The 24763-nt window shown below is 73.4% G+C and carries 22 protein-coding genes and 2 pseudogenes; 10 read left to right on the forward strand and 14 right to left on the reverse strand.

Annotation, left to right across the window (positions count from 1 at the left end):
• Nucleotides 1-30: 30 nt before the first annotated feature.
• Nucleotides 31-489, forward strand: coding sequence for a GNAT family N-acetyltransferase (locus ACFY7H_RS16575; RefSeq protein ID WP_388938612.1), 459 nt, complete (start codon nt 31-33; stop codon nt 487-489).
• Here the strand turns inward: ACFY7H_RS16575 and ACFY7H_RS16580 are convergent.
• Both ACFY7H_RS16580 and ACFY7H_RS16585 read right to left on the reverse strand, forming a co-directional pair.
• On the reverse strand, nt 471-1700 hold the full coding sequence (locus ACFY7H_RS16580; protein WP_388938613.1) for a M14 family zinc carboxypeptidase: 1230 nt from the start codon (nt 1698-1700) through the stop codon (nt 471-473). The two genes, ACFY7H_RS16575 and ACFY7H_RS16580, sit on opposite strands and share 19 nt — an antisense overlap.
• Nucleotides 1701-1810: 110 nt before the next feature.
• On the reverse strand, nt 1811-2599 hold the full coding sequence (locus tag ACFY7H_RS16585) for an RICIN domain-containing protein (RefSeq protein WP_388938614.1): 789 nt from the start codon (nt 2597-2599) through the stop codon (nt 1811-1813).
• A gap of 204 nt (nt 2600-2803) precedes the next feature.
• On the opposite strand from ACFY7H_RS16585, the gene ACFY7H_RS16590 reads away from it, so the two are divergent.
• From ACFY7H_RS16590 to ACFY7H_RS16600, 3 genes are all read left to right on the forward strand, one after another.
• The gene (locus ACFY7H_RS16590; protein WP_388938616.1) at nt 2804-3364 is read left to right on the forward strand and encodes a hypothetical protein; all 561 of its coding nucleotides are present in this window, start codon (nt 2804-2806) and stop codon (nt 3362-3364) included.
• Nucleotides 3365-3381: 17 nt separating this feature from the next.
• Nucleotides 3382-3837, forward strand: a complete 456-nt coding sequence (locus tag ACFY7H_RS16595) for an RICIN domain-containing protein (protein ID WP_388938618.1) — start codon at nt 3382-3384, stop codon at nt 3835-3837.
• A gap of 209 nt (nt 3838-4046) precedes the next feature.
• On the forward strand, nt 4047-5144 hold the full coding sequence (locus ACFY7H_RS16600; RefSeq protein WP_388938620.1) for a serine hydrolase domain-containing protein: 1098 nt from the start codon (nt 4047-4049) through the stop codon (nt 5142-5144).
• Between the two features lie 51 nt (nt 5145-5195).
• Here the strand turns inward: ACFY7H_RS16600 and treY are convergent, their stop codons facing one another.
• Nucleotides 5196-7490 carry a malto-oligosyltrehalose synthase gene (gene treY, locus ACFY7H_RS16605; protein WP_388938622.1) on the reverse strand — a complete coding sequence of 765 codons (2295 nt, stop codon included), beginning with the start codon at nt 7488-7490 and terminating at the stop codon, nt 5196-5198.
• 82 nt (nt 7491-7572) lie between these two features.
• On the opposite strand from treY, the gene ACFY7H_RS16610 reads away from it, so the two are divergent.
• On the forward strand, nt 7573-8853 hold the full coding sequence (locus ACFY7H_RS16610) for an MFS transporter (protein WP_388938624.1): 1281 nt from the start codon (nt 7573-7575) through the stop codon (nt 8851-8853).
• Here ACFY7H_RS16610 and glgX read toward each other — a convergent pair.
• On the reverse strand, nt 8838-10952 hold the full coding sequence (glgX, locus tag ACFY7H_RS16615; RefSeq protein ID WP_388938626.1) for a glycogen debranching protein GlgX: 2115 nt from the start codon (nt 10950-10952) through the stop codon (nt 8838-8840). The genes ACFY7H_RS16610 and glgX overlap by 16 nt on opposite strands.
• Nucleotides 10953-11248: 296 nt before the next feature.
• Here glgX and ACFY7H_RS16620 point away from each other — a divergent pair, with 296 nt between their 5' ends.
• Both ACFY7H_RS16620 and ACFY7H_RS16625 read left to right on the forward strand, forming a co-directional pair.
• The gene (locus tag ACFY7H_RS16620) at nt 11249-12523 is read left to right on the forward strand and encodes an SAV2148 family HEPN domain-containing protein (protein WP_388938627.1); all 1275 of its coding nucleotides are present in this window, start codon (nt 11249-11251) and stop codon (nt 12521-12523) included.
• A gap of 185 nt (nt 12524-12708) precedes the next feature.
• Nucleotides 12709-13434 carry a 3'-5' exonuclease gene (locus ACFY7H_RS16625; protein WP_388938629.1) on the forward strand — a complete coding sequence of 242 codons (726 nt, stop codon included), beginning with the start codon at nt 12709-12711 and terminating at the stop codon, nt 13432-13434.
• A 3-nt stretch (nt 13435-13437) separates the two neighbouring features.
• Here the strand turns inward: ACFY7H_RS16625 and ACFY7H_RS16630 are convergent, their stop codons facing one another.
• The 3 genes from ACFY7H_RS16630 to ACFY7H_RS16640 form a co-directional block, all read right to left on the reverse strand.
• Complete coding sequence (locus tag ACFY7H_RS16630) at nt 13438-14082, reverse strand: hypothetical protein (RefSeq protein WP_388938631.1); 645 nt, start codon at nt 14080-14082, stop codon at nt 13438-13440.
• 72 nt (nt 14083-14154) lie between these two features.
• Nucleotides 14155-14556: a hypothetical protein gene (locus ACFY7H_RS16635; RefSeq protein ID WP_388938633.1), complete on the reverse strand. Its 402-nt coding sequence runs from the start codon at nt 14554-14556 to the stop codon at nt 14155-14157.
• A 129-nt stretch (nt 14557-14685) separates the two neighbouring features.
• Nucleotides 14686-15549: a phosphotransferase enzyme family protein gene (locus ACFY7H_RS16640; RefSeq protein WP_388938635.1), complete on the reverse strand. Its 864-nt coding sequence runs from the start codon at nt 15547-15549 to the stop codon at nt 14686-14688.
• A 143-nt stretch (nt 15550-15692) separates the two neighbouring features.
• On the opposite strand from ACFY7H_RS16640, the pseudogene mgt reads away from it, so the two are divergent.
• The 3 genes and pseudogenes from mgt (at nt 15693) to ACFY7H_RS16655 (ending at nt 18619) form a co-directional block, all read left to right on the forward strand.
• Nucleotides 15693-16954, forward strand: a pseudogene (mgt, locus tag ACFY7H_RS16645) (macrolide-inactivating glycosyltransferase).
• Nucleotides 16951-17523: a DUF1697 domain-containing protein gene (locus ACFY7H_RS16650; protein ID WP_388938637.1), complete on the forward strand. Its 573-nt coding sequence runs from the start codon at nt 16951-16953 to the stop codon at nt 17521-17523. The pseudogene mgt and the gene ACFY7H_RS16650 overlap by 4 nt, the downstream one beginning before the upstream one ends.
• Before the next feature lie 94 nt (nt 17524-17617).
• Complete coding sequence (locus ACFY7H_RS16655; RefSeq protein ID WP_388938638.1) at nt 17618-18619, forward strand: ketopantoate reductase family protein; 1002 nt, start codon at nt 17618-17620, stop codon at nt 18617-18619.
• A gap of 280 nt (nt 18620-18899) precedes the next feature.
• On the opposite strand, the gene ACFY7H_RS16660 is transcribed toward ACFY7H_RS16655, so the two are convergent.
• The 7 genes and pseudogenes from ACFY7H_RS16660 to ACFY7H_RS16690 form a co-directional block, all read right to left on the reverse strand.
• The gene (locus tag ACFY7H_RS16660; RefSeq protein ID WP_388938639.1) at nt 18900-19295 is read right to left on the reverse strand and encodes a hypothetical protein; all 396 of its coding nucleotides are present in this window, start codon (nt 19293-19295) and stop codon (nt 18900-18902) included.
• 87 nt (nt 19296-19382) lie between these two features.
• A complete protein-coding gene (locus tag ACFY7H_RS16665; protein ID WP_388938640.1) occupies nt 19383-20144 on the reverse strand; it encodes a sirohydrochlorin chelatase in 762 nt (253 codons plus the stop codon).
• Between the two features lie 11 nt (nt 20145-20155).
• A complete protein-coding gene (locus tag ACFY7H_RS16670; RefSeq protein ID WP_388938642.1) occupies nt 20156-21061 on the reverse strand; it encodes an ABC transporter permease in 906 nt (301 codons plus the stop codon).
• Nucleotides 21048-21839, reverse strand: a complete 792-nt coding sequence (locus ACFY7H_RS16675; protein ID WP_388938643.1) for an ABC transporter ATP-binding protein — start codon at nt 21837-21839, stop codon at nt 21048-21050. Before ACFY7H_RS16675 ends, ACFY7H_RS16670 begins: the two co-directional genes overlap by 14 nt.
• 34 nt (nt 21840-21873) lie before the next feature.
• Nucleotides 21874-23001 (reverse strand): aliphatic sulfonate ABC transporter substrate-binding protein, encoded by a 1128-nt coding sequence (locus tag ACFY7H_RS16680; RefSeq protein ID WP_388938644.1) that lies wholly within the window; start codon nt 22999-23001, stop codon nt 21874-21876.
• A 227-nt stretch (nt 23002-23228) separates the two neighbouring features.
• Nucleotides 23229-24557: a sulfate adenylyltransferase subunit 1 gene (locus ACFY7H_RS16685; RefSeq protein ID WP_388938645.1), complete on the reverse strand. Its 1329-nt coding sequence runs from the start codon at nt 24555-24557 to the stop codon at nt 23229-23231.
• Nucleotides 24558-24559: 2 nt separating this feature from the next.
• Nucleotides 24560-24763, reverse strand: a pseudogene (locus ACFY7H_RS16690) (sulfate adenylyltransferase small subunit); the annotation flags it as partial.

The following is a 24763-nucleotide window of genomic DNA, read 5'->3' on the forward strand; positions in this document are numbered from 1 at the left end:
GGGGCGCCAGGGCCCGGCAGTATCCCCTCCATGGACCACACCGGCCTCGTGCGCCCCGCCCGCCCCGAAGACCTTCCGCGTCTCACCGAGCTCATCCACGAGCACGTCGCGTACGAGAAGTCCGCACCCCGGCCCGCGGACCTCGGCGAGCGCCTCGGTCCCCGGCTGTTCGCCGAGGACGCCCGGCTGTGGGTGCTGCTCGCCGAGACCCCCGGGGGCACGGTGGCCGGATACGCCGCCTGCTCGGAGGAGTTCGCGTTCTGGGACGCCCGCCACTACCTCCACATGGACTGCCTCTACCTCGCCGAGGAGGCCAGGGGCCACGGCCTCGGGGCGGCCCTGATGGCGGGCGTGGCCGGTCTCGCCCGACGCCTCGGCCTCGAACACGTCGAGTGGCAGACCCCCGACTGGAACGAGGGCGCGATCCGCTTCTACGACCGCCTCGGCGCCACGGGCCGCCCCAAGCGGCGCTACGCCTGGCCGGTCTGAAGACACCCGTACGCGGCCAGGACCGTCCGCGACTGGTGCTCCACCTGCGTGGCCACCGGCACCCAACGGGCCTGGAAGCGGGCGGAGAACTCCTCGCACCACCCCGTCACCAGGCGGTCCAGGGCGGGCGCCGACGGATGGGCCTGGGACCGCAGGACGCGCAGCAGCATCGCGGCGGTGCGCAGCGAGAGCCGCCGCCCGAAGGCGTCGATGCTGCCGAGGGAGGCCGTGGTGGCCTCGGCGGGTGCCCCGGGAGCCGTCCATTCGGCGGTGACCTGCGGGATCAGCCCGAGCGTCCAGTCCACCGCCCGCAGCAGGGCGGCGGCGCCCGGCCCGGCGGCCGCGACTCCCTCCCGCAGCCCGGCCACCCGCGCGGTCTCACCGGTCAGCCGCTCCGCCAGCATGCGCAGGGCGGCCCGGGGGTCCGGGTGGGGGGCCGGGTCGTCCACGATGTGGGAGGCCCACATGGGGACTTCGACGATCGCCGTGGTCCCGTGGTGGCACCAGGTGCTGAGCCGGGTGTCCTCGCTCCCGGACCGCGGCATCACGAAGATCCCGGGACCGGGCGTGCCCCAGCCGTTCGCGTCGGAGGCCCGGGTCTCCACCGGGATGCGCAGCTCGGCCGCCGACTTCCCGAAGGGCTCGGCGAGCCCCGGTACGTCACGCGTCAGCTGGACCCAGGACCCGCCGAGATCGGTACCGTGCAGGGAGACCTGCAGGACCGGCCGCAGCCGGTCCAGGAGCGCGGTCAGGGTGCGCGTCTCGGGCGGGAGCCGGTCCGGGGGGAGTAAGGACGGGGCCCACTCGGGCTGTTCCGGGCCGGGCGGCCGGTAGAAGTTGCGGTGGTAGTCCAGCAGCGAGTCCGGGCGGGGCGTGCGGTGCAGGTCGGCGCCGTCGGGGTCGGCGCAGAGCAGGAAGTGCCAGCCGGCCCCGCCGCCCCCGGCCCGGATCACCCGCCGGGCGAGGTCCAGCGCGGTCGCACCGCCGACGGGTTCGTTGGCATGGGCACCGGCGACGACGAGCACCTCCCGGGGCCCGCCGCTCTGCCCGTCGACGGAGAGCAGCCACAGCGGTCTGCCGCCCCGGGAGACACCGGCCTGCCGCATCCGCACCCGGCCGGGGTGCTCGTCCGCCAGTGCCCGGCCGGCCAGGGCGAGTTCGTGCGGGGTGGGGTAGCGCATGTCACGGAGGAGGGTCACATGTGATGCCATGCCCGCCACACCGGCCGGCTACTGCTCCGCGGGGACCGAACGTACGTGTGCCCGGCAGGGCCCCGTGGCCGGGGCCGTGAGAACCCGGTCCGTTTCCGGCGGACCCGGGGTCAGCCCCACTTCTGACGCTCCGACCGGTCGCAGGGCAGGGCGCGCAGCCCCGCGGGGCTGTCGTCCAGACACTGGCCGGTGGTCCGGCTCTTGACCTCGACCGACGCGTCGGGCCATGTCGTGACGGTCCACCGCTGCGACGGGGCCTTGTCGCAGGAGCGGGCGTCGAGTCCGCCGTCGCCGCTGTCCAGGCAGGCGCCCGTGGCGTGGTTCCTCAGGGTGCTGGTGCCGTCGGGCAGCGGGCGGACGGTCCAGCGCTGGTAGCTCATGCCGTTGGGCGGGAAGGAGCGCAGGCCCTGGTCGAGGCTGTGGTCCAGGCAGCTGCCCGTAGAGCGGTTGACGAAGATCCGCGTCATGTCGTTCCTCGGCGGCGCGGGCGCCCCGCCCGCCGCACGCGGCTGCGAGGGCGGCGCCCCGGGCGCCAGGAGGAGCAGGCAGAGCGCGGTGCCGAGCACCAGACCGGCCAGGGCGCCGACGGCCGCCCACGCCCAGCGGCCGCGCCACCACGGGGAGGAGGCCGGGGGCGGCGGCGGAGGCGCCGGCTGGCTGCGGTCCGCCGCCTCCCACAGGGCCCGGTACTCCGCCGGGTCGGCGCCCAGGGCCCGGCACAGGTCCCGGACGGTGCTCCACGGCGGGATGGTGCTGCCGCGTAAGTAGCGGGACAGCGAGGAGTCGCTGATCCTCACCTCCGACTCCAGGGAGCGCAGCGTCCGTCCGGAGCGTTGCTGCAGCGCCCTCAGTGCCCCGCCCAGTTGTTGCGCCGGGCTGCGCCCGCCGACGTCCACCATGCTCGCCCCTGTCCCGGGATGGTCATGTCCCAGCAGGTCAGAAGGGTAGGGATCCCGACTTGCCCGAAGCAAACGGGACAGCGTTGCGAGACCTCGCCGGACCGCCGCAGACTCTGCATCAGCCGGCTCCCAGTCGAGTGAGCGGCGATCCCACCACCTGCGCCGTACCGGCGTATTTCCCCTGCCAGAAATCGGAGGACGGGCATGTCCGTCAATCTCACCCGCCGCGTGGCCATGGCCGCGTTGACCACCCTCCTGTCCCTGGGCTCCCTCGCCCTGACCGCGCCGCCGGCCCCGGCGGCCGGCTCCTCGGCCGAGACCGTCCAGTCGGCTCCCCGCATCACCCGCTCGGAGGTCCTCGCCCGGGCCAGGACGTGGCTGACCGCCAACAACGGCCGCCCGGTCCCCTACAGCCAGACCAAGTACTGGAAGGGCGGCTACCGGCAGGACTGCTCCGGCTACGTCTCCATGGCCCTCGGTCTGCGCAAGCCCGGCCCCAACACCGTCTCCCTCAAGAACGACGGCTTCACCCGCCGCATCGCCATGAAGGACCTCGCCCCAGGCGACCTGGTCATCAAGGCCAACAGCAACAGCGCCGACAACCGCCACGTCGTCATCTTCGGCGGCTGGGCCAACAGCGCGCACACCGTCTACAAGTCCTACGAGCAGGCCGGCGGCGTCGGAACGCGCTGGAAGAAGCACTCCTACGGCGTGAACGGCCGCGACGGCTACCACGCCTACCGCCCCGTCAACATCGTCGGCTGACCCCACCCAGGAGCGGCATGAACACCCGTACGACCATCCTGGCGGGCATCCTGCTCGCCACCGCCCTGGCGACCGCCACCGCCGAGGCCGGCACGCTCGACACCGTCCAGACCTTCCGCAACGCGGCGACGTCGGCCTGCCTCGACGACAGCGACGCCGGTGTCCGCACCTACACGTGCCTGGGCAACGACCACCAGAAGTGGAACGTCCACCAGTGGGCGGACGGCACCCGCGAGCTCCGGAACCGCAAGACCGGTCTCTGCCTCACCGACCACCCGCGCGGTACCGCCTCGGCGCAGCCGTGCGACAAGGCCAAGGACGAGAGCTGGTTCGTCCACCGCTACCCGGACGGCGCCGTCGAGTTCAAGAACCAGGCGACCGGCCTGTGCCTGGACGACAGTCACCAGTTCCACCTGCGCACCTTCCCGTGCGGCACCCACGCCCAGAGGAGCCCCTACCAGACCTGGCACTGATGGTCCCCGGGCCCGGCCTCACCCGGGGGCCGGGCCCGCATCGGCAGGACTCCGGTCCCGGCTTCCCCCGGCGGAAAGGCGGGGGACGCCGGGGGAAGCCGGGGGAAAGCCCCACCCCGCGGCCTCCGGCCAGCAGGATCGCCCGTACCGCCGCATACGGAAATGCTGGGCACACCACCGATTCCCCGCATTTCCGTAGGAGTTCCCCCATGCCCAGGCAGACCCGGCGCAGGACCCTCGTACGAGCCGCGGCCGCGGCCGTCATGGCCATCGGCGCCCTGGCCCCGGCCGCGGCCGCCACCGCCCGCCCGGACCCCGTCCAGCAGGGGCTGAACGCCCTGGTGGTTGACGACGGCGTGCCCGCGGCCCTGGCGAGCGTCAAGGACCGCGACGGGCGCGCCCGTACGTACACCGCGGGCGCCAGGGACGGCCAGGTGCGCATCGGCAGCAACACCAAGACGTTCACCGCCGTGGTCGTGCTGCAACTGGTCGGCGAGGGCCGGATCGGCTTGGACGACAAGGTCGAGACCCACCTCCCGGACCTCGTGCGCGGCGAAGGGATCGACGGGCGCCGCATCACGGTCCGCGAGCTCCTCCAGCACACCAGCGGACTGCCCGACTACGAGGCCGACGTCACCGACGACATCCTCGGCCGCCGCTACCTCGAACCCCGCGACATCCTCGACATCGCCTTCCGGCACAAGGCCGTCTTCGAGCCGGGAACCAGCTGGGCGTACAGCAACACGAACTACGTCCTGGCCGGCCTCATCGCCCAGAAGATCACCGGCCGCCCCCTCGGCGAGGAGATCGACAAGCGGATCGTCCGGCCCCTCGGCCTGCGCCACACCTATTTCCCCACCGCCGGCGACATGACCATCCGGGAACCCCACCCCAAGGGCTACCACCAGGACGCGCCGGGCGCGCCCCTGCGCGACGTCACGGAGATCGATCCCTCCGCGTCCTGGGCCGCCGGCCAGATGATCTCCACCAACGCCGATCTCAACCAGTTCCTCACCGCGCTCCTGGACGGCCGCCTCCTGCGGCCCGCCCAGCTCGCCCAGATGCGCACCACCGTCCCCCTCGGTGACACGGGCGCCGGCTACGGGCTGGGCCTGATGAGTAGGCCGCTGTCGTGCGGCGGCGTCTACTGGGGCCACGGCGGCGACATCGCCGGCTACGAGACCCGTGGGGGAGTCACCGACGACGGCCGCGCCGCCGCTGTCGCGGTGACCACCGACCCGGTGGACGGAGCGGTCGCCAAGCACGTCGAGAAGCTCGTGGACACGGCCCTCTGCCGGAGCGCCTGAGGGCCGTCCCGTCATCCCCGGCGGGCGGCCCCCGGCTCCCCCCCGGTACGCCTACTCGCGCACCAGCACCGCCACCGGCACCCCCTCCAGCAGCTCCGCCAGCGCCACCCGCCCCCCGTACTCGGCGCCGGCCGGCCCGCCCGGCCGTCCGCCGACCCGCGCCCACCGCCCCTCGGGCAGCTCCAGGGTGGTTCCGCGCCAGCCGCCCGCGGCCGCCAGGCGGTGGGAGAGGCGGGTGGCCACCGCGACGAGCCCGGCCGGACGGGCGAAGGCCACGCAGTGCTCGGCGGCCGGACCCCGGGCCGGCAGGGGGGCGTAGCCGGTGAACAGCCCGGGCCGGTCGCGGCGCAGCCGCAGCAGCGCCGCCGTCAGCGCGAGCTTCTCCCGGGCGAGGTCCGGCGGGGCGGCGCCGGAGTCCAGGGCGGCCAGCGCCTTCCGGGGGAACTCGACGGGGCGGCGGTTGTCCGGGTCGACCAACGCCCTGTACTCGTACTCGCAGCCCTGGTACACCTCCGGCACCCCCGGCATCGCCAGGTGCAGCAGGGTCATCCCCAGCAGGTTGGCCCGGGCTGCCTCGGCCAGTTCCGGCGGCAGCTCCACCGCCTCCCGGGGCACCAGATCCGCGATGCCCGCCTCGTACTCCTCGTCGGGGTCGGTCCAGGAGGTGTGCACCCCCGCCTCCCGCGCGGCCTTCAGCAGGGCGGCCGCCAGCCGGGACTCCCGTTCGGGCGCCTCCCCCAGCCCGAGCGCGCTCTGCCGGGCCACCCACGCCAGCTGCGGGTCCGCCCCGGGCGGCCCGCCCGGCGCCCCCATCGCCTCCGGGGCCTGCGACAGCACCGAGATCCGCGCCCGTACGTCCGCGCTGCGCTTCGTGTCGTGCGTGGACAGCACCGTCCCGGAGGCGGGCCAGTCCCGTTCGAGCTCCGCGCAGTACGCGTGGAACCCGGCGACGGACACCGCCGGGTCCCCCGGCTCCCCGCCGACCTCGGTGGCCGACAGCAGCGGCGCCCACCGGTAGAAGGCCCGGTCCTCCAGGGACTTGGCCCGCAGGGCCGCCGAGGTCTGGGCGAAGCGCGCCGCGAAGGCGGGATCCCGCAGCAGCAGCTCCCGTACGCCCTCCACCACCGCGGCCCCCGCCCGCGCTGCGGCCCGCTCCAGGGTCGCCGCCGACGGCCCCGGCCCGCCCGGGTACGTCCGGTACACCGGAGAGGCCAGCAGCAACTCGCCCACAGCGGCGGCCAGTTCCGGGCCCGCCCACCGCTCCAGCGTCGCCAGCTCGGCGGCCAGGTCGACGGTCAGCACCTCCCGCGCGGCCTCCGAGGCGGTCTCCTCCCACGAGGCCGGTTGCCCGGCGGCCTCCCCGTACGAGCGCGCCAGCCGGCGCACCCCCACCGGGTCGGTGAACACCCCGTCCACCCGGTGCAGCGCGTCGTACCCGGTGGTCCCGGCCACCGGCCAGGACGCGGGCAGCCGTTCCGCGCGGGCCAGGATCTTCTCCACGACGATCCAGCAGCCGTCCCCGACCGCGGCCCGCAGCCGCCGCAGGTACTGCTCCGGGTCCGCCAGCCCGTCCACGTGGTCGATCCGCAGGCCGGCCACCACCCCCTCGCGCACCAGCTGCAGCACCTTTCCGTGGCCGGCGGCGAACACCGCGGGGTCCTCCACCCGCACCCCGATCAGGTCGGAGATCGTGAAGAACCGCCGGTAGTTCAGGGCCGTCCGCGCCTCGCGCCACCAGGCGGCCCGGTACCACTGCGCGTCCAGCAGCTCCCGGAGCGGCAGCCCGGCTGTCCCCGCCCGCAGGGGCAGCTCCAGCCCGCCCCCGTACCGCAGCAGCTCCTCCCCGCCTTCCCCGGCCACCACCTCGCAGCCCTCGTCGGGCCCGCCCAGCACCGGCAGCAGGACCTGCCCCCCGCCGCCCTCCCAGTCGATGTCGAACCACCGCGCGTACGGTGACCCCGGCCCCTCCCGCAACACCTCCCACAGGGGCCGGTTGAGCCGCAACGGCACGGGCACCGCCATGTGGTTCGGCACGATGTCCAGCACCAGCCCCAGTCCGTGGGCCCGCGCCGCCGCCGCGAGCGCGCGCAGCCCCCGCTCGCCGCCCAGCTCGGCCCGGACCCGCGCGTGGTCGACGACGTCGTACCCGTGCTGCGAGCCCGGCACCGCCTCCAGCACGGGGGACAGGTGCAGGTGCGACACGCCGAGCGAGGCGAGGTACGGCACGGCCGCCTCGGCCGCCGCGAACGTGAAGCGCGGGCCCAGCTGGAGACGGTAGGTCGACGCCGGAACGACCGGTGTCTGAACGTCGGATTCCGATCGGCTGCTTGAATACCCCAGGGTCATGAGAACGTACGTACCCAGCCCGGGCGATTCCGTGCCATGACCCAATGCATCCGGGTGACTCCAGCGCGTTAGTGTCGATCAAGTGGTTGGAACCGTCAGCACCTATCGACACGTCATCGCCCTGACCGGGCCCCTGCTCCCGCTCGTCTCCTTCTTCGCCCGACTGCCCGTCGCGATGTCCCAGTTCGGGAGCGTCCTGCTGGTCGCCGGGACCAGCGGCTCGCTCACCACCGCCGGAATCGTCGGCGGCATCCTCTCGGCCGGCCAGGTGGTCTGCGGGCCCGTCCTCGGCCGGCTCGCCGACCGCCACGGGCAGCGGCGCGTCGTCCTCACCGCCGCCGCCGTCAACGCCCTCGCCACCGCCGCGCTCGTCGCCGGCGCCCTCGGCGGGCTCGCGACCGCCCCCCTCGCCGCGATCGGCGCCGTCACCGGGGCCTCCGTACCGCTGGTCGGGCCGCTCGCCCGCACCCGCTCCGTCGCGCTCGCGCACCGCGCCCGCGCCGACGAGAAGGTGGTCGGTGCCGTGCACTCGCTGGAGGGCACCCTCGACGAGGTCTCCTTCGTGCTCGGCCCGGCCCTCGTGGGCCTCGCCGCGCTCGTCGCGCACCCGGCCGTCGCCCTCGGCGGCGCCGCCGCGCTCGTGGCCGTCTTCGGCACCGCGTACGCCCTGCACCCGACCGCCGCCGTCACGGCGGGCACCCCCGCCCGGCGGCGCACCGGCGGCGCCCGGCCGACCCGTCAGCCCCGCGTGGTGCACGCCGTACGCGGCTCCCTCGCCCTCCAGGGCGCCATGTTCGGCGCCTGCCAGGCGGGCATCGCCTCGCTCACCGCCGCGCTGGGCGTCCCGGGCCAGGCCGGGCTGGTGTACGCCGCCATGGGTGTCGTCAGCGCCGCCGTCGGTCTCGCGCTCGGTGCGCTGCCCGCCCGCTTCGGGCTGAGGCTGCGCTGGCGGGTGGCCACCGGCGCCGCGCTGCTCCTCTCGGTGCCACTGCTGTTCACCGAGACCCTCTGGCCGCTGTACGCGGTCGTCACCGTCCTCGGGGCCGCCTACGCCCCGCACCTGATCACCGCGTTCGCGCTCACCGAGCGCGTCGTGGAGCCGGCCCGGCTCGCCGAGTCGATGGCCTTCGCCGCCAGCTCCCTGGTGGCCGGGCAGGCCGCCGCGCTCGCCGTCTCCGGGCGGCTCGCCGAGTCGTACGGGCCCGCCGGGGCCTTCGCCGTGGCGGTGGGCGCGGCCGCGCTCTGCCTGGTCATCGCCCTCGTGACCCGGGTGCCGTCCACCCGGCCCCCCGCGGCGGTCCTCGCCGCGGCCCGGCGCACCGCCTCGCCCGGAGGCACCGCCGCCGGCTACGCCGGCCGCTGAAGCACCACCAGGCACCGCCCCGTCAGGGCCACCCGGTCCCCGGCCGCGTACTGCGGCCCGGTGCCGGGTGGCAGCACCTCCGCCCGCGCCGTGTCCACGACCAGCCGCCAGTGCGCGCCGTGCCCGGCCGGAACGGTGAAGTCCTGCGGTTCGGCGCCCGCGTTGAACATCAGCAGGAACGAGTCGTCGGTGATCCGCTCCCCCCGCGTGCCGGGCTCGGAGATCGCCTCCCCGTTCAGGAACACGGTCAACGCCCGCGCGTGCTGCGCCTGCCAGTCCCGCGCCCGCATCTCCTCGCCGTGCGGGGTGAACCAGGCGATGTCGGAGAGTTCGTCGTGCGTGCCCTCCACCGGCCGGCCGTGGAAGAACCGGCGCCGCCGGAACACCGGGTGGTCGCGCCGCAGCCAGACCATGCGGCGGGTGAACTCCAGCAGGGCGGGCGGTGGTTTGCCGGGCTCGGGCCAGGTCACCCAGGACAGCTCGTTGTCCTGGCAGTAGGCGTTGTTGTTGCCTTCCTGGGAGCGCCCGAACTCGTCTCCGTGGCTGAGCATCGGCACGCCCTGCGACAGCATCAGGGTGGCGGTGAAGTTGCGCATCTGCCGCTCGCGCAGCTCCTGGACCTCCTTGTCCTCGGTGGGCCCCTCGACCCCGCAGTTCCACGACCGGTTGTGCGTCTCGCCGTCCCGGTTGCCCTCCCGGTTGGCCTCGTTGTGCTTCTCGTTGTACGAGACCAGGTCGCGCAGGGTGAAACCGTCGTGGCAGGTGGTGAAGTTGATGGAGGCCAGCGGCCGGCGCCCGTCGTCCTGGTAGAGGTCGGAGGAGCCCGTCAGCCGCCCCGCGAACTCCGCGAGCGTACGCGGCTGCCCGCGCCACAAGTCCCGCACGGTGTCCCGGTACTTGCCGTTCCACTCGGTCCACAGGGGCGGGAAGTTCCCCACCTGGTAGCCGCCCTCGCCCAGGTCCCAGGGCTCCGCGATCAGCTTCACCTGGCTGACCACCGGGTCCTGCTGCACCAGGTCGAAGAACGAGGACAGCCGGTCCACCTCGTGGAACTGCCGGGCCAGCGTGGCCGCGAGGTCGAAGCGGAAGCCGTCCACGTGCATCTCGGTCACCCAGTACCGCAGCGAGTCCATGATCAGCTGGAGCACGTGCGGGGAGCGCATCAGCAGCGAGTTCCCGGTCCCCGTGGTGTCCGTGTAGTGCCGGGGATCGTCCGCGAGCCGGTAGTACGAGGCGTTGTCCAGGCCGCGGAAGGACAGCGTCGGACCCAGGTGGTTGCCCTCGGCCGTGTGGTTGTAGACCACGTCCAGGATCACCTCGATCCCGGCCTCGTGCAGCGCCCGCACCGCCGACTTGAACTCCAGCACCTGCTGGCCCCGGTCCCCGGAGGCGTAGCCGTTGTGCGGGGCGAAGAAGCCGATGGTGTTGTAGCCCCAGTAGTTGCTCAGCCCGTCGTTCACCAGGCGGTGGTCGTTGACGAACTGGTGCACGGGCATCAGCTCCAGCGCCGTCACCCCCAGCTTCGCCAGGTGCCCGATCACCGCCGGGTGCGCCAGCGCCCCGTACGTGCCCCGCAGCTCCTCGGGCAGATCCGGGTGACGCATGGTCAGGCCCTTCACATGGGCCTCGTACAGCACGGTGTGGTGGTACTCGTGGCGCGGCGGCCGGTCGTTGGCCCAGTCGAAGTACGGGTTCACCACCACCGAACTCATCGTGTGCGGCGCCGAGTCCATGTCGTTGCGGGAGTCGGGCCGGCCGAAGTGGTAGCCGTAGACCTCCTCGCCCCAGGACACCTGCCCGCTGATGGCCCGCGCGTACGGGTCCAGCAGCAGCTTCGCCGCGTTGCAGCGGTTCCCGCGCTCGGGCTCGTACGGCCCGTGCACGCGGAACCCGTACCGCTGGCCGGGCATGATCCCCGGCAGGTAGGCGTGACGGACGAAGGCGTCCGTCTCGCGCAGCTCGACCGCGGTCTCCGAGCCGTCGTCGTGCAGCAGGCACAGCTCGATGCGGCGGGCGACCTCCGAGTACACCGCGAAGTTGGTGCCCGCGCCGTCGTACGTGGCGCCCAGCGGATACGCCTGTCCCGGCCAGACTTGCATGGCTAACGACTCTTCCCGTCCTGGTCCGGCTCGATCCGGCGTGCATCACGTCTCTGCCAGATCTTCCCCGAAAGAGGCTCTCCACGCGTGGACTTGGAATGCTGCCGATGGGTGAACCGGAGAGCTGATAGGCGGGTCAACCGACTGTCCGGGCATCACATAATGGGTCAACGGACGGCCGGACCAGGGGACCTGAGGTCCCGGGGGACGGCTTCGGGCTGCGTCGGGCCGCGTGCGCGGAGTACCCTTCCGTGATCACTGGAGACGGGCGTCCAGACGCAGAAGGCGGTGCACGGGTGAGCTCGGGAGGTCTGGAGCTGCCCCCTGGTGACAGCGGTCACGAGGGTGGCCCGGCGGACGCGGCGGGCGGTACGTCCGCCGGTGTGCCGGGTGCGGCGGCGGCCGGGGCGGCGGTGTCGCTGGCCCCGCAGGAGGCCGGGGACGCGCGGGCCGGGGCCGAGCTCGACTGGGGCGCGGACGCGTGGAGCGAGGTCCGTACGCGGGCCCAGCGCGCGGGCCGCGCGTACATCTGGCTGAACCTCATCGAGCAGCGGCTGCGCTCGGTGGTCGGTGCCGTGCTGCGGCCCGTCTACGAGCCGGTGCACGGCGGCGACGACTGGGTGGTCGCCGCCGCGGGACCCGCCGGGCAGGAATGGGTGCAGCGGGCCGTGGCCGTGCGCGAGGTCAGCAGGCGCAAGGGCTACCTGCTGGACCCGGCCGACGACAACGTGCTGAGCTTCCTGACGCTGCCGCAGCTGCGCGAGCTGATGGTCCAGCACTGGCCCTGCTTCGAGCCGTACTTCGACGACCGGCGCGAGATCGAGCTGGCCCTCGACGAGCTGGAGGTCACCCGCAACGTGGTCTCCCGCAACCGGGCGCTGTCGCGGGCGGTGCTGGAGCAGGCGGAACGCGCCTCGGCGCGGCTGCTGGAAGTGCTCGGCGCCGGCTCGGGCAGCCCCTCGGCGGACCGGCTGCCGATCGATGCCGTCGAGGACCTGGTCGGCGACCGGTACGCGGACGTCATCTCGGTCCACCCCGACCGGGTGCGGCTCCAGCGGCAGCTCCCGGCGGAGGACCTCTTCGGGGGCGCTCGGCGGCTCGACGCCATCGGCATAGGCCTCAACCTGCTGGTGCAGAACTTCTCGGGCCGCCGGCTGGTGCGGCTCTCGGAGGCCGGCTGCCGGGTGCGGCTGCTGTTCCTCAACCCGGCGAGCAGCGCGGTCAAGCGGCGCGAGCGCGAGCTGGGGCTGCGCAAGGGCGAGCTGAGCCGGTCGGTGGAGATGAACATCCTGCACGTGCGCAGGGTGCGGGCGGGGCTGAAGGACCCGTCGCGCTTCGACATCCACGTATTCGACGAGACCCCGCGCTTCACGGCCTACCTGGTGGAGGGCCAGTCCTCGGGGATCGCGGTGGTCCAGTCGTACCTGCGGCGGGCCCGGGGGATGGAGGCGCCGGTGCTGGTGCTGCGCGGGGGCGGCAGGGGGGTGCCGAAGGACGCCGACCACGGGCTGTTCCAGACGTACCGGGAGGAGTTCGAGTCGGTGTGGGAGGACTCGCGGCCGGTGTCCTGACCCGGGCGGGCCCGCCGGCCGCTCTCCCCGTTCCCGTCCGGCTCCCGGCGGCCTTCCGGGCCGGCTCCCGGGGCCGGCCGTACCAGGCCCGGTGCGGGGCGGTCCCGGGGGGTGGCCCGGCCCGGTGTCAGTGCCGCGTGGCAGGCTGAAACGCGTTGACCTGAAACACGGGGGAGGGGCGCGTCATGGAGGCGTGGCACGGGGGAGCGCTGGTCGGGTTCGACCTGGAGACGACCGGTACGGAGCCGGGGGAGTCCCGGATCGTGACGGCCGCGGTGGTCGAGGTGCGGGGCGGTGAGGTGCACGCCAGGCGCGGCTGGCTCGCGGATCCGGGGATACCGATCCCGGAGCAGGCCGCGGCCATCCACGGGATCAGTACGGAGCGGGCCGTCGCCGAGGGCCGCCCGGTGCGGGAGGTCGCCGAGGAGGTGGCGGCTGCCCTGGTGGAGCACTGGCGCGGCGGAGCGGTGGTCGTCGCGTACAACGCGGCCTTCGACCTGACCCTGCTCTCGGCGGAGCTGGCCCGGCACGGGCTTCCCTCGCTCGCCGACCGGCTGGGCGGGGCCGAGACCGGCCCGGTGGTGGACCCGCTGACGATAGACCGGGCCGTGGACCGCTTCCGGCGCGGCAAGCGGACGCTGGAGGCGGTGTGCGGGGTGTACGGGGTCACCCTCGACGCCGCGCACGACGCGGGAGCCGACGCGCTGGCGGCGGTACAGGTGGCCCGCGCGATAGCCGCCCGCCACCCGCAGGTGGCCGCGCTCAGCCCGGCCGAGCTGCACGACCGGCAGGGCGGCTGGCACGCCCGCTGGGCCCGCGACTTCCAGTCCTACCTGCGCCGCCAGGGCAGCCCGGACGCGGTGATCGACACGGCATGGCCGCTGCGGGGGCCGGTCCCGGCCCCGGCCTGAGCCTCACCGGGGCGGGCCGTCGCGGTACTCGACGTGGATGTCCCGGAAGCGGGGGTCGCAGTGCACGCTGCGGCAGTAGTGCCCGTGGCGGTAGCCGGGGGGGAAGGCGGTGGTGTGTCCGGGGCCGAGGCGGGCCACCTCGTGGAAGACGTCGGCCGCCTGACGGAACACCGTGGCGCTGCCCGTCATGAAGAGCGTCTCGGCGTGGACGCTCTGGTGGAAGCGATCGCGGTTGTCCGCGCGGTGCGCGGCGGCGTGGTCCACGTCGCCCGGCTCCGGAAGCAGCACCTCCACGGTCTGCGGGCGGCCGGGACCCAGACGGCCCCGCAGCTCCTTCCAGCGCGAGGGCGCCAGTTGGAGCGAGTGGTGTGACAGGACCAGGTCCAGCCGCCGCGAGCCCGCCGGGGCGGGCCCGCCGCGCAGGGGCAGGTGGACCAGCGAACGCGGTGAGGAGGCGGCGAGGGTCCACAGCCCCGCCATGAGCACGGCGGCGTCCTGGTCGACGTACGCGTTCAGGTACCAGCTGTCGTCGAGGAGTTCGGCGCACGCCGGCGATCGGGCGGGGCGGACCACCCTGACGGTTCCCGTCCCATGGCGGACGTGGTGGACGGTGAGGCGTAGCTTCGTTCGATCGGGCACGCGTGTCATTGTCCCGGGTGGGGGCGGTACGCATCGGGGGATTTTCTCCGGGCGGCGTCGGGCGGCGTCGTTCCGGGCCGGTCAGGGAGCCTCGGCGGTCTTCACCCGGGTACAGGTGACCACCCGGGTCCGGCCTTCCTCCGCATAGTCGTCGAGGGACCAGGTGCCCTCCCTCGGCCACGGGTCCGCTCCGCCTCCCCTCATCAGCCAGTCGCCTTCCCTGGACACCGCGATCCGAGCCCCGGAGCCGTTCTCGGCCCGGAACTCCCAGCTGCCTTCGAGGAACGTCCCAAGAGTCCGGAACTTGACGCTGGTGGAGCCGCCGTTACCCGAACAGGCCGCCATGGTGGCGGCCGAATCCCGCCGGCGCGTACCGCAGCGCCGTCCGGCGTCCCACCAGTCGTACGGCGTCCCTGGCGTCCACCGGCTCTTGCCTCCCGTCGCCGTCGCCGTCGCCGTCGCCGCGCCAAGGGCAACGGGCATCCGCCACGCGATCGCGCAGTAACCGCACGGGGCCATAGAGACGCTTCATGATGGCCGAATGACACCGACTCCCCCTGGTGCGATGCCGCCGGCAGGGCCTGGTGCCCGCCGGGGGTGATGATCCCCGGGCTAGAAGGAGTGCCAGCGGGCTTCCGTGTCGCCGTCGCGCAGGGAGGCCACGCGGCGGCGGAACTCGGCCACGGCCTTGGGGTTGGACGGCGCGTGCTGGGCGACCCAGGCGCAGCTCGCCGTCTCGCGGGCGCCGCGAAGGACGGCGCAGCCCTCCCACTCCCGTACGTCCCATCCGTACGCGGCCGTGAAGGCCTCGTAGGAGGCGGCGGGCAGCCCGTAGCGGTCGCGGGACAGGGCCATCACCACCAGGTCGTGTTCCCGCAGGTCCGCCGAGACGGTCTCCAGGTCCACCAGGACCGGCCCGTCCGGGCCCACGTGGACGTTGCGGGGCAGGGCGTCGCCGTGGATGGGGCCGGGCGGCAGGTGCGGGGCGAGTGCTGCGACCTCGCCCGCGTAGGCGTCGCGCCGGGCGCGCAGGTAGGCCGCGTCCTCGGGGTCGACGGCCGCGCCGGCCAGCCGGAGCCACCGCTCGACCCCGCCCAGCAGGTCCCGCGCGGGCAGGGCGAAGGAGGGCGCGGGCAGCGCGTGCAGCGGCCGCAGCAGGGCCGCGAGGTCCTCGGGGCCCGCCGGGCGGACCGGTTCCGGGAGCCGGTGCCACAGGGTCAGCGGGTGCCCGCCCACCAGCCGGGGCTTCGGTTCCGCTGCCCGGACCGCCGGGATCCCGGCGTCGGCGAGCCAGCCCGCGACGGCCAGTTCCCGCTCGGCCCGTTCCAGCAGTCCCGCCTCGCGGCCCACCTTGACCACGAGGCCGCCGGCCGCGAAGACGGCGTTCTCGCCGAAGGCGAGCAGCTCCGGGCGGTCCGCCCCCGCGCCCGTCAGTCCCGCCTCCGCCAGTACGTCCCTGGCCCGCGCCTCGTCCATGCGTTCGTCTCGTCCTTCGCGGGGTCGTCGTGATCACCGTGGGTCGCCCCAGTCTCGCATTCCGCGCCCTGGAGCCCCCGGTGGGAGACGGAACGAGCCATCAGATCGTTTCGGCCAGGAGGATCCGGGTGGCCGCCATCTGATTGCACGAGACGTCTCGTCTCGTTAAGCTCGCTGCATGACCTCAGCCAAGCCCGCACACATCGCCATGTTCTCCATCGCCGCCGCCGGGCACGTGAACCCCAGCATCGAAGTCATCCGGGAACTCGTCGCCAGGGGCCACCGCGTCAGCTACGCCATCCCCGCCTCCTTCGCCGCCAAGGTCGCGGAGACCGGCGCCACCCCGGTGGTCTGGAAGTCCACCCTGCCCACGGAGGACGAGCCCGAAGCCTGGGGCACCGAACTCATCGACAACATCGAGCCCTTCCTGAACGACGCCGTCCAGGCGCTCCCGCAGCTCGCGGACGCCTTCGAGGGCGACGAACCCGACCTCGTCCTCCACGACATCACCGCCTACCCGGCACCCGTCCTCGCCCACCGCTGGGGCGTCCCCGCGATCTCCCTCTCCCCGAACCTGGTCGCCTGGACCGGCTACGAGGAGGAGGTCGCCGCCCCCATGACCGCCGGACTGCGCGCCTCCGAGCGCGGGCGGGCGTACTACGCCCGATTCCGGGCGTGGCTCGACGAGAACGGCATCGGCGCGGACCCGGACCACTTCGTCGGCCGCCCGTCCCGCAGCATCGTCCTGATCCCCCGCGCCCTCCAGCCGCACGCCGACCGGGTCGACGAGACCGTCCACACCTTCGTCGGCGCCTGCCAGGGCGACCGCGGCGCAACCCAGGGCACGTGGGAACGGCCCGCCTCCGCCGAGGGCAAGAAGGTGCTCCTGGTCTCCCTCGGCTCCACCTTCACGAAGCAGCCCGCCTTCTACCGCGCCTGCGTCGAGGGCTTCGCAGACCTCCCCGACTGGCACGTCGTCCTCCAGATCGGAAAGTTCACCGACGAGGCCGAACTGGGGGAGATCCCCGCCAACGTCGAGGTTTACCGCTGGGTTCCGCAGCTGGACATCCTGCGCCAGGCCGACGCCTTCATCACCCACGCCGGTGCCGGCGGCAGCCAGGAAGGCCTCGCCACCGCGACCCCGATGGTGGCCGTGCCCCAGGCCGTCGACCAGTTCGGCAACGCCGACATGCTGGCCGCCCTCGGCGTGGCCCGGCACCTCCCCATGGAGGAGGCGAACGCCACCACCCTGCGCGAGGCCGTCCTCGGCCTGCTCGCCGACCCCGAAGTCGCCGTCCGCGCGGAGGCCCTCCGCGCCGGCATGGCCTCCGAGGGCGGCACCCGGCAGGCCGCCGACCTCATCGAGGCGGCGCTGTCACAGGCACGCCCTAGTGTTCGGCCATGACGAAGAAGGCGAGTCCGAAGAGCACGAAGAAGTACGCCGCCCTCCTGCGCGGCATCAACGTCGGCGGGAACAAGAAGGTCCCGATGGCGGAGCTGCGCTCCCTGCTGGAGGGCCTCGGCCACGACGACGTGCGCACGTACCTGCAGAGCGGCAACGCCGTCTTCAACGGCGCGCCGACCGATCCCGCCGTCCTCGCCCGGGACCTGGAAGCGGCCATCCAGGCCCACTTCGGGTTCCGGGTGCCCTGCCTGGTCGTCGACGGCGACCACCTGGCGGCCGTCGCCGCGGCCTGCCCCTTCCCGGCCGCCGAACTGGAGGGCAGACAGCTCCACGCCACCTTCTTCTCCGAGCAGCCCGGCCCGGAGCGCTTCGCCGCGCTCGACGACGCCGCGTACCTCCCCGAGGAGTACCGGCTGGGGGACCGTGTCCTCTACCTCTACGCGCCCGAGGGCCTCGGCCGCTCCCGACTGGCCGAGGCCCTCAGCCGGCCCGCCGTGGTCAAGGGCCTGGACGTCACCACCCGCAACTGGAACACCGTCGTCAAGCTCGTGGAGCTGACCCGCCCCTGAAGCCCCGCGCTCCGAAGCCCTCGGGGACCAGCCGCCGGGGGACCCAGCACGGCCCGACCGCGGCCGTGCGCGACCGGTGTGCCAGGCTCTGGGCATGCGTTACATCATCATCGGCGCCGGCGCGGTCGGCGCGACCATCGGCGGACGCCTCGCGGAATCGGGCCGGGCGGTCGTCCTCGTCGCCCGCGGCGCGCACGCCGAGGCGCTGAAGAAGGACGGGCTGCGGCTCACCACCGCCGACGGCACGCGCCTCCACCGGCTGCCCGTGGCCACCGGCCCGGCGGAACTGGGCGAACTGCGCCCGGACGACGTACTGCTGCTGACGGTGAAGACCCAGGACGCCATCGCCGCCCTCGACGCGTGGGGCGACGCGGAGGTCGCCGGCGGCGGCACGGCGGCGCAGCGGCTCCCGCTGCTGTGCGCACAGAACGGCGTCGAGAGCGAACGGCTCGCTCTGCGCAGGTTCTCCCGGGTCTACGGGGTCTGCGTCTGGCTGCCCGCGACCTTCCTGGAGCCCGGCGTCGTCTCGGCCCTCTGCGCCCCCTTCACCGGCATCCTGCACCTCGGGAAGGCGGCCGACGGATCGGACGCGCGGATCAGGGCCGTCGCCGCCGACCTCGCCGGGGCGGGCTTCGAGGCGCCGGTCGTCGAGGACGTGATGCGGTGGAAGTACGCGAAGCTGCTCGGGAACCTGGGCAACGCGATCCAGGCGACCACCGGCCCCGAGCCGGACCCGGCCAAGGCGGCCCTGCTGCTGCGGGCGATCCGCGAGGGCAAGGCCGCCTTCGACGCGGCGGGCATCGGCTACGCCACCGAAGCCGAACAGTCGGCCGCCCGCGACGGCAAGGCCGACCCGCCGGCGGGCGTGCGCGGCGGCTCCTCCTGGCAGAGCCTGGCCCGGGGCACCGGCTCGGTGGAGGCCGACTACCTCAACGGCGAGATCTCCCTGCTGGGCCGCCTCCACGGGGTGCCCACCCCGGTCAACGACGTCCTGCGCCACGCGGCGAACATCTTCGCCCGCGAGGGCCTTCCCCCGGGCGCGATGTCCATCGCCGACCTGACCTCCCTGGCCGACGAGGCCGCCGCCCGCGGCTGAATGGCCCGCCGCCAACGCCCGCTCGAAGCGGACCGGAAAGCCGGCCGGCGTCTCGGAGGCCATCCCCTCCGGCTCCGATCCACCCAGAGGTGGTCGGGGCCGGGCCCGCCCACGGGCTCGCCCAGGGCGCCCCGGCGCGCGATCCGGCGATCCTGGGGCCGCGGACGTCGTGGCAGCCGTAGTGATACACCGTCAAGCCGTGCCAGTGGCGTCGATTCTGCCCCGGTGCACCTGGTCGTGGCCGCTGTGGCTCCGTCCGTGATCGTCGGCACACCGCCAGTCAGCGGTCGCCCGTGTGCGGGCGGACGGGAGGCGGCAGTGGCCGGCGCCAGTCGCCCAGTCTCGTGAGGAGGAACTGGCGGGCGAGGCAACGGATGTCGTCCCACACGGGATCTGCGGACAGGGACTTGTCCCAGGGGCCGACGCGACCGCCGGCATCGATCTCGCCGAGGCGACGCCCGATGGCCCGAAGGCTGTGCAGATCCTCGGGCTCGAGGACTCCGCGCTCCGTGAGTCCTTCCGAGACGCGGCACAGCAGCTCCACCTCTTCAACGACGCCCTTCGTGTCCTCCTCACGCTCGCCCAGCCAGGCGAGTTGATCCTGGGTATCGGCTGCCAGGAGGGTCATGAAGCGGATCGTCCAGCTGCGCAGGCGTTCGTCGCCGAGATCGTTCACACGCGCAGGATCTCACCCGGCTTCCGCGACCGTGCTCGATGCCACGGAGGGGGGCAGTGGCCGGGGCGGCGCCCCGTGGAGGCACTACTAGGCGGTGAGCGCCGCGAGGGGGGCTCGGCGGCCGGCCGCCGTGTCGTAGCGGTGCAGCAGGAGGCGGGCCAGTTCCGGGGTGGCGCCCAGGACGCCGGCGACCACGTCCGCGCCCGCCGCCCCGGCGCCCGCCGTGATGCGGTCCGGGAGGAAACCCGGGGCGATGACGTACGGGGCGACCGCCACGCGGCGCACGCCCTCCGCGCGCAGGGCGCGTACGGCGTCCTCGGTGCGGGGAAGGGCAGCGGAGGCGAACGCAGGCCGCACGGCGCACCAACCGGTGTGCCGCCACTCCCGCGCGATTTCAGCGATCACTGCGATCGCCTCCGGGTCCGTGGATCCGGCGGACGCGAGGACGACGCCGGTCGCCGCGCGGTCCGCCGGGGTGAGGCCGAGGCCGGCCTCGGCCAGGCGGCGCTCGAGGGAGGCCACCAGGAGGGGGTGCGGGCCCAGGACGTCCGCGAACCGGACCGAGAGGCCGGGCAGGCGCGTGGCGGACTCCGCCAGGACCGCCGGGACGTCGGCCTTCGCGTGGAAGGCGCGGGTCAGCAGCAGCGGCAGGGCCACGACCTCGCGTACCCCCGACAGGTACAAGGAGGCCAGGGAGCGGGAGACGGTCGGCCCATTGAAGTCGAGGAAGGCCGTCTCCACCCGGAGCCCCGGCCGCAGCGGCCGGACCCGCCCGACGAGGGCGTGCACGGTCGCCGCGTGCCGCGGATCGCGGCTGCCGTGGGCTATCACCAGAAGTGCGCGGGACATGGGACCGGGGCTCAGCTCTTGACCAGCAGGCCGCGGCTGCGCAGCACCCACCGCTCGACCGGGCTGAAGATCAGCAGGTCGATGGCGATGCCGACGACGAGGATCAGGATGATCGCGAGGAACACGCCCGGCAGGTCGATGTTGTTGCGGCCGTTCTCCAGGAGCTGGCCGAGGCCCAGGCCGAGGTCGGGGGAGCTGGCGATGATCTCGGCGGCCATCAGGGAGCGCCAGGAGAAGGCCCAGCCCTGCTTGAGGCCGGCGACGTAGCCCGGCAGGGCCGCCGGCATGACCACGTGCCAGGCGCCGCGCAGGCCGGTGGCGCCCAGGGTGCGGCCGGCCCGCAGGAACAGCGGGGGGACCTGGTCGATGCCGGAGACCAGGCCGTTGGCGATCGACGGCACCGCGCCGAGCAGGATCACCGTGTACATCATGGCGTCGTTCAGCCCGAACCAGAGCACCGCCGGGGGCACCCACGCCACCGACGGCAGGGACTGCAGGCCCTGGAGGATCGGGCCGATCGCGGCGCGGACGAACTTCACCCGGGCGACCAGCAGACCGAGCGGGGTGCCGATGGCCAGCGCGAGGAGGAAGCCGAGCAGGCCGCGGGAGACGGAGGTCCAGATGACGTCGAGGAGCGTGCCCTTGAGCCACATGTCGGACAGGCTGTCCCAGACGGCGGACAGGGCGGGGAGTTTGGTCTCCTCGGTGACCTTCGCCGCGACGAGGACCTGCCAGACCAGCAGCACCAGGGCGACGGCGACGACCGGCGGCAGGACCTTCTTGGTGAGGATCTCGCGCAGCGGGGTGCGGTGGGTCTGGACCGCGTCGAGGGCGTCGAGTCCGGCCTCCAGGCCGGCCAGGTCGTCGCGGGTGCCCCGGACGGCCCCGGCCTTCGGAGTGGTGTCAGTGCTGGCCATGGCGGCGGATCTCCCCACGCAGGTGTTCGGTGATCTCGAGGGACAGTTCCGCGACGTCCGCGTCCTCGATGCGGCGCGGCTGCGGGATGTCGACGGTCCACTCCTTCGCGACCCGGCCGGGGCGGGAGGAGAGGAGGACGACGCGCTGGGCGAGGCGGACGGCCTCGCGGACGTTGTGGGTGACGAAGAGGACCGACAGGCCGGTCTCCTCCCAGATGCGGGTGAGTTCGCCGTGCAGGACGTCGCGGGTGATGGCGTCGAGGGCCGCGAAGGGCTCGTCCATCAGCAGCAGCCGGCTGTCCTGGGCGAGGGCGCGGGCCAGGGCGACGCGCTGGCGCATGCCGCCGGAGAGCTCGTGGACGCGCTTGCCGTACGCGCCGCCGAGGCGGACCAGCTCCAGCAGCCGCTCGGCCTCGGGCTTGCGGTCGGCCTTGGCCACCCCCCGCAGCCGCAGGGCCAGTTCGATGTTCTTGCCGGCGGTGAGCCAGGGGAAGAGGGCGTGCTCCTGGAACATCAGGGCGGGGCGTCCGAGGGTCTCGATGGACCCCGCGGACGGCTTGTCCAGACCCGCGACCAGGTTCAGCAGGGTGGACTTTCCGCACCCCGAGGCCCCCAGGAGGGTGACGAACTCTCCGGGAGCGACATCGAGACTGATGTCGTCCAGGACGAGCTGCGATCCGGCCGGGCCGGAGAAGGACTTCGAGACGTGCTCGATGCGGGTGGCGTGCGTCTGCTCCGCTACCGCGCCCTCGGCAGCCTTGGCGAGAGTGGTGGCCATGGTCGTCACCTCCTGGGGTTGCTGGACTACGGATTTACTTGGCGCCGAGACCGGCGTCGGGGACCTCGGGCTTGCCGGCGGCCTTCAGGACCTTGTTCAGGAGCGTCAGGTCGTAGATGCCGGCCAGGTCGGGCTTTTCGAGGAGCTTGGCCTTGACCGCCCAGTCCGACTCCGTCTTCAGCGTGTTCGCCAGCGGGTCGTCGGTGACGAGGATGCTCTGCCACGCCGGGTCGAGGACCTTCGCCTCGAGCTCCTTGCCGCTGTCCGCCTTCAGCCGGGCGTTGGCGGAGGCCTTCGCCTTCTCCGGGTTGGCGTTGATCCACTCGTTGGTCTTCACCGTGCCCCTGAGCACGGCCTCGACCACGTCCGGGTGTTCCTTGAGGAACTTCTGCGACACGATCACGTTCGTGATCACGAACTTCTTGTCGGGCCACAGGGAGGTCTCCTCGAGGAGGACGGAACCCCCGTCGGAGACGAGCTTGGAAGCCGTCGGCTCCGGCACCCAGGCGCCGTCGATGGAGCCCTGCTTGAAGGCGTCCGGGGTGACCTTGTTGTCCGTGCGGACGACGGAGACGTCACCCTTGCCGGACTCGGGGTCGACCGACCAGCCCTTCTCCGCGATCCAGTTGAGGAACGCGACGTCCTGCGTGTTCCCCTTCTGAGGGGTGGCGATCCGCTTGCCCTTGAGGTCGTCCAGGGTCTTGATCCTGTCCGGGTTCACGACCAGCTTCACGCCGCCCGAGGTGGAGCCGGAGATGATCCGCAGGTTCTGCCCCTTGGACTTCACGTAGCCGTTGATGGCCGGCGAGGGGCCGATGAAACCGATGTCGAGAGAGCCGCCGTTGAGGGCTTCGATCTCGGACGGACCGGCGTTGAAGGACTGCGGCTTGACCTTGGTGCCGTTCAGTTCCTTCTCGATCAGGCCTTCCTGGAGGCCGACCAGGGCGGTCGAGTGGGTCAGGTTCGGGAAGTACCCGATGCGGACTTCGGAGGCGGAGAGCTTCGGGCCGCCGCCACCGGCGGCGCCGGACGCCTTCGGGCCCGTGGTCTCGGCCTGCGAACCGTAGCCGCAGGAGGCGAGCGCGCCGATCAGGAGAGGCAGGGCCGCCGCGGCGACGACGCCGCGGCGCAGGGTCTTACGGGTGGAACCGGTGGCAGGCACGGGAGGACGTCCTCTCGATGCGCCGTCTCTGGGCTACGGCGCATGTCTTCGTCTGTGAGGGAAGGGAAGGCAGGGATCGTGCGGAGTGAGGGCGCGACGGCGGGACGCCGACGGCGGTGCGGTCATCGCACACATCGCGCCACTCCTCCCTGGCCGCTGCCGAGGACGCCGCTGCCCACGCGGCCGCCCTCCTTCGCGAAGGTGGAGTAGATGTCGCCGAACATGATCTAGAAGTCCCACCCTTCCTCGTCCGCCTGCACGGTCTCGGCCTTGGCGGCGAAGGCCTCGCCCGCCATGCCCGCCGCCAGGGTCGTTCCGTCGGCCGGGTCGATCAGCAGGAAGGACCCGGTGCGGCGCGAGTCGGCGTACGCGTCGAGCGCGAGCGGCTCGGCGGTACGGACGACGACCCGGCCGATGTCGTTGGCCACGAGCTGCCCCGGGTCCGGGTGCTGGGACAGGTCGTCGAGGGTCAGCCGGGAGGGGATCTCCTTGACGATCGCCTTGACCGTGCGCGTCGTGTGCTTGAGCAGCACCCGGGCGCCCACGGCCAGCGGCTGGTCGGCCACGTGGCAGACCGTCGCGACCACGTCCTGGGTGGTGGCGGGGGCGCTCGCGGACGGTGCGATCAGGTCACCGCGCGAGATGTCGATGTCGTCCTTGAGGCGCAGGGTCACCGACTGCGGGGACCAGGCGATGTCCACGGACTCGCCGAGGGCGTCGATGCCTTCGATGACCGAGGTGCGGCCGGAGGGCAGCACGGTGACGGCCTCGCCGACGCGCAGGACGCCGGAGGCGATCTGGCCCGCGTAGCCGCGGTAGTCGGGGTGCTCGGCGGTCTGCGGCCGGATCACGTACTGCACCGGGAAACGCGCCGGGCAGGCCGTGAGGTCGTGGCTGACGGGGACGGTCTCCAGGTGCTCCAGCACCGTCGGGCCGCCGTACCAGTCCATGTTCGCCGAGGGTTCCACCACGTTGTCGCCGGCCAGGGCCGAGATCGGGATGGCGGTGATCTCCGGGACGCCCAGCTCCGAGGCGTACGCGGTGAACTCCTCGGCGATCTTCGCGAAGACCGTCTCCTGGTATTCGACGAGGTCCATCTTGTTGACGGCGAGGACGACGTGGGGGACGCGCAGGAGGGCGGCGACGGCGGCGTGGCGGCGGGTCTGCTCGATGACGCCGTTGCGGGCGTCGACGAGGACCACGGCGAGGTCGGCGGTGGAGGCGCCGGTCACCATGTTCCGGGTGTACTGCACGTGTCCGGGGGTGTCGGCGAGGATGAACCGGCGGCGGGCGGTGGCGAAGTAGCGGTAGGCCACGTCGATGGTGATGCCCTGTTCCCGCTCGGCCCGCAGGCCGTCGGTGAGCAGCGCCAGGTCGGGGGCGTCCTGGCCGCGGTCGGCGGAGACCCGCTCCACGGCCTCCAGCTGGTCCTCCAGGACCGACTTGGAGTCGTGCAGCAGGCGGCCCACCAGGGTGGACTTGCCGTCGTCGACGGAACCCGCGGTGGCGAAGCGCAGCAGCGTCGTGGCGCTGAGCTGCTCGGTGGTGGTCGTCATGGTTAGAAGTACCCTTCGCGCTTGCGGTCTTCCATCGCGGCCTCGGACAGCTTGTCGTCGGCGCGGGTCGCGCCCCGCTCGGTGAGCCGGGACACGGCGATCTCGGCGATGACGGCGTCGAGCGTGGTCGCGTCGGAGTCGACGGCGCCGGTGCAGGACATGTCGCCGACGGTGCGGTAGCGCACCAGGCGCTTCTCCACGGGTTC

It is taken from the genome of Streptomyces sp. NPDC012794, from assembly GCF_042901085.1.
In the GTDB taxonomy this organism is placed as follows: Bacteria; Actinomycetota; Actinomycetes; order Streptomycetales; family Streptomycetaceae; genus Streptomyces.

Bases quoted from the DNA above. Each gene is read 5' to 3' on its own strand.
- ACFY7H_RS16575 (WP_388938612.1), top strand. From the start codon at position 31: ATGGACCACACCGGCCTCGTGCGCCCCGCCCGCCCCGAAGACCTTCCG.
- ACFY7H_RS16580 (WP_388938613.1), bottom strand. From the start codon at position 1,700: ATGGCATCACATGTGACCCTCCTCCGTGACATGCGCTACCCCACCCCG.
- ACFY7H_RS16585 (WP_388938614.1), bottom strand. From the start codon at position 2,599: ATGGTGGACGTCGGCGGGCGCAGCCCGGCGCAACAACTGGGCGGGGCA.
- ACFY7H_RS16590 (WP_388938616.1), top strand. From the start codon at position 2,804: ATGTCCGTCAATCTCACCCGCCGCGTGGCCATGGCCGCGTTGACCACC.
- ACFY7H_RS16595 (WP_388938618.1), top strand. From the start codon at position 3,382: ATGAACACCCGTACGACCATCCTGGCGGGCATCCTGCTCGCCACCGCC.
- ACFY7H_RS16600 (WP_388938620.1), top strand. From the start codon at position 4,047: ATGCCCAGGCAGACCCGGCGCAGGACCCTCGTACGAGCCGCGGCCGCG.
- treY (WP_388938622.1), bottom strand. From the start codon at position 7,490: ATGACCCTGGGGTATTCAAGCAGCCGATCGGAATCCGACGTTCAGACA.
- glgX (WP_388938626.1), bottom strand. From the start codon at position 10,952: ATGCAAGTCTGGCCGGGACAGGCGTATCCGCTGGGCGCCACGTACGAC.
- ACFY7H_RS16625 (WP_388938629.1), top strand. From the start codon at position 12,709: ATGGAGGCGTGGCACGGGGGAGCGCTGGTCGGGTTCGACCTGGAGACG.
- ACFY7H_RS16630 (WP_388938631.1), bottom strand. From the start codon at position 14,082: ATGACACGCGTGCCCGATCGAACGAAGCTACGCCTCACCGTCCACCAC.
- ACFY7H_RS16635 (WP_388938633.1), bottom strand. From the start codon at position 14,556: ATGCCCGTTGCCCTTGGCGCGGCGACGGCGACGGCGACGGCGACGGGA.
- ACFY7H_RS16640 (WP_388938635.1), bottom strand. From the start codon at position 15,549: ATGGACGAGGCGCGGGCCAGGGACGTACTGGCGGAGGCGGGACTGACG.
- ACFY7H_RS16650 (WP_388938637.1), top strand. From the start codon at position 16,951: ATGACGAAGAAGGCGAGTCCGAAGAGCACGAAGAAGTACGCCGCCCTC.
- ACFY7H_RS16655 (WP_388938638.1), top strand. From the start codon at position 17,618: ATGCGTTACATCATCATCGGCGCCGGCGCGGTCGGCGCGACCATCGGC.
- ACFY7H_RS16665 (WP_388938640.1), bottom strand. From the start codon at position 20,144: ATGTCCCGCGCACTTCTGGTGATAGCCCACGGCAGCCGCGATCCGCGG.
- ACFY7H_RS16670 (WP_388938642.1), bottom strand. From the start codon at position 21,061: ATGGCCAGCACTGACACCACTCCGAAGGCCGGGGCCGTCCGGGGCACC.
- ACFY7H_RS16675 (WP_388938643.1), bottom strand. From the start codon at position 21,839: ATGGCCACCACTCTCGCCAAGGCTGCCGAGGGCGCGGTAGCGGAGCAG.
- ACFY7H_RS16685 (WP_388938645.1), bottom strand. From the start codon at position 24,557: ATGACGACCACCACCGAGCAGCTCAGCGCCACGACGCTGCTGCGCTTC.